This window comes from Microvirga sp. P4_G7 (assembly GCF_056401005.1).
Window position 1 is genome coordinate 1 of record NZ_JBFUKD010000522.1, and the last position, 2,728, is coordinate 2,728.

General features: G+C 59.4%; 1 protein-coding gene and 1 pseudogene. One reads left to right on the plus strand and one right to left on the minus strand.

What is annotated here, in order from left to right:
• Window positions 1-417: 417 nt before the first annotated feature.
• Complete coding sequence (locus AC1DT3_RS17345) at window positions 418-2,166, minus strand: M10 family metallopeptidase C-terminal domain-containing protein (RefSeq protein ID WP_477466482.1); 1,749 nt, start codon at window positions 2,164-2,166, stop codon at window positions 418-420.
• Window positions 2,167-2,535: 369 nt separating this feature from the next.
• Between AC1DT3_RS17345 and AC1DT3_RS17350 the strand changes: the two are divergent.
• Window positions 2,536-2,728, plus strand: a pseudogene (locus AC1DT3_RS17350) (tyrosine--tRNA ligase); the annotation flags it as partial.

The window sequence follows — 2,728 nt, forward strand, 5'->3', positions numbered from 1 at the left end:
CAGATCGGGAGACGCCTTCGTTTGGTACTGTGAAGCGCGCATGAAATCGGTTGCCATCATGGCCGTCATATCAAGCGACGAGAAAAAGGCGCGCCAGCTGTCCTTGATATCGTGGTCGAAGGCGGCCCAGATCGGCTGTCGTCCCTGCAGAGCRCACGCGGTGCACATAGGATGTCCCTTCCATCGCCGGCCGAACGGTACGTCCGGAGACGACGATGCGCACCGTGGCAATGGATAGGCCGCGACCGACGAGACCCCTTCCCAAGTAGGCCCCACACCGCTCAGGCGGGCGATTTCCTCTCACATCTCTGTGAAACGTCGCTGCTTCTCAGCGGCTCTGCGGGGTCCCGAGAAGCAAATGGTCGATGCGGGTCCGGGCCCCCCAGCAAAACGCGAGCTTTTCCCGAGCCCAGAGGATCAGACGAACACGAAGTCGTCCGCGGCGAGGTTGGACCGCGAATAGTTCTGGATGATGAGACTGAAGCTACCCCGTTCGATCACCACGTCGGCCCCGGACTGGTAGGCGACGGCCTGCACCGCCGAGAAACTGCTGAACAGGCTCGAGAGAAATTGAATCTGCTCATCGGATGTGAAGTCGACGATGGTGCATTGCCGTGACGCGGGCGCGATCCAAAACGTGTCTCGATCCGCGCCACCGCTCAAGCGCGTCGCGACGCCGTCGCCGATGAAGAAATCATTGCCGGCACCGCCGTAGAGCTGATCCGTTCCAGCGGAACCATTGAGATAGTCGTTGCCGTCGCCACCTTGGAGCACGTCATTCCCATTTTGGCCAAACAGGAGATCATGCCCGCCGGAACCGTAAATCACGTCGTTGCCGTCGCCACCGTAGACGGAGTCGTTTCCAAACCCGCCGTCTGCAGTGTCATTGTCCTGCGCCCCGTCGATGACGTCGTTTCCGTCGCCTCCGTCGAGATGGTCCTCATTTCGTCCCCCATCGAGGGAATCGTTGCCGTCACCTCCATAGAGGCTGTCGCGGCCGAGACCGCCTGTCACCGTGTCATTTCCGCCGTTACCCTTCAGGGTGTTGGCCGCCGCGTTTCCGACGATCTTGTCGTTACCCGAACCGGCCCATGCATTCTCGATCAGGGAGCGCGCGTCCCCGTCGAATTGAAATGCATTATAGATATTCCCGTGTGCGTAGACGCTTGAGCTCTTCTTCGCGAGCTGTGCGTCGGAGAACCGGACCGCCCCACCCGGCGAGAGGTCGATGGTCGCGTTCGAACCGTAATTCGTGAGGTCGAACGTGTCCGTGCCACCGCCGTCCCATACGGTGGCGAAGATATAGTTTCGCGCGGGCGTCCCTTGACCGATGCCGTTGATGAAGGACTCGCCCGTTTCGGACGACCAACGATAGACGGTATTGCCGCCGTTCGTCGTAAAGTCTGCTCCATAGAGCGCCTGCAACGCAGCAATGTCGTATTGCATGTAGGTGTAAGGACGATCGCCGAACCCGCCGTAGGACATCACGGTATATTCGGGCGAGTCGTGCGCCGCACTCATCGTCGGCAGATTGCCGCCCGAATCGTGCGGATGCTTCAATCCAAGCACGTGGCCCAGTTCATGCATGGTCACGTAGTAGCTGTACTTACCTGGCGCGCCGCTTTCCTGCACGAGCCACGCGTCGCCGTTGTAAATCGCAAGGCCGGGGTAGTATCCGTGGCTTCGATTGATGGTGCTGCCCGGATTGAAACCGCTGATCTGCAAATCGCCGCCACCACGTCCCGCGTATTGCAGATTGAGGTTTGTGAACCCCTCCACCGACGTCATCTTGATCGCCTGGCCCCCGCTGTAAGGGGTGTAACCTTCCAGGATTTGTCTCACCGCTTGTTCGGTGTCGAACGTCAAGCCCCTAAAGCCCGAGGCGCTTGGGTTGATCCATTGATAGTCCGATCGGGAATCGGGAAATGCGTAAGTTAGATTCGACTTGTTCCACTGCGAGCCGGACAGCACCGCGAGCACGTCCCGATCCGGTGTGTTGGGAATATTGAAACGAACGCCGGGAACCGAATATGGCGCAATGCTGGCGAGTGTCGAAAAAAGCCCAATCGGCGATCCCGACACATTGTTGGAGATCCAGTCTCGCGCATCGTCGACGCGGTCTGCGACCCAGTCGACAACGCTGTCCCACGGAGCTGCTGCGGCCATGGACGCGGGCTCTATTTCCCATGTGCCGGCCTCCCGTTGAAGAGGTGTCCCGTCTGCTCCCCATCCAAGCGATGAGGCGCCCTCCCTGAGATCGTGTCCGAAGCTTGCCCAAGATGTCGTTCCGACCCGACCGACGCAGGAAAGGCACATGATCATGTTCCTTATGGACTCAGCGATGTTACAACATCACATTAACCCTTCTCCGTCAACTGCTCCGGTTCGTTGGTCAACGGTCGCGGACAGGGTGCGCCGTTGGCCCGGCGAGGCGAGTATGGCTGTGCGCCCGCTGACGAAATCTCGTGAATTTGTCGGTCGGAACTGATACACGGCGCCGTATTAGAACAGATCCATTGCGACAAGAGAGCCGCTATGACCGCGCCAAAATCCGATTTCCTCAAGGTGCTCACGGAGCGCGGGTTCATCCATCAGACTTCGGATTTCGAGGGTTTGGACGCCGCTGCGCTGGAGAGGCGTCTCACGACCTATGTCGGATACGATTGCACCGGCCCGTCGCTGCATGTCGGCCATCTCTTGTCGATCATGATGTTGCACTGGCTGCAGA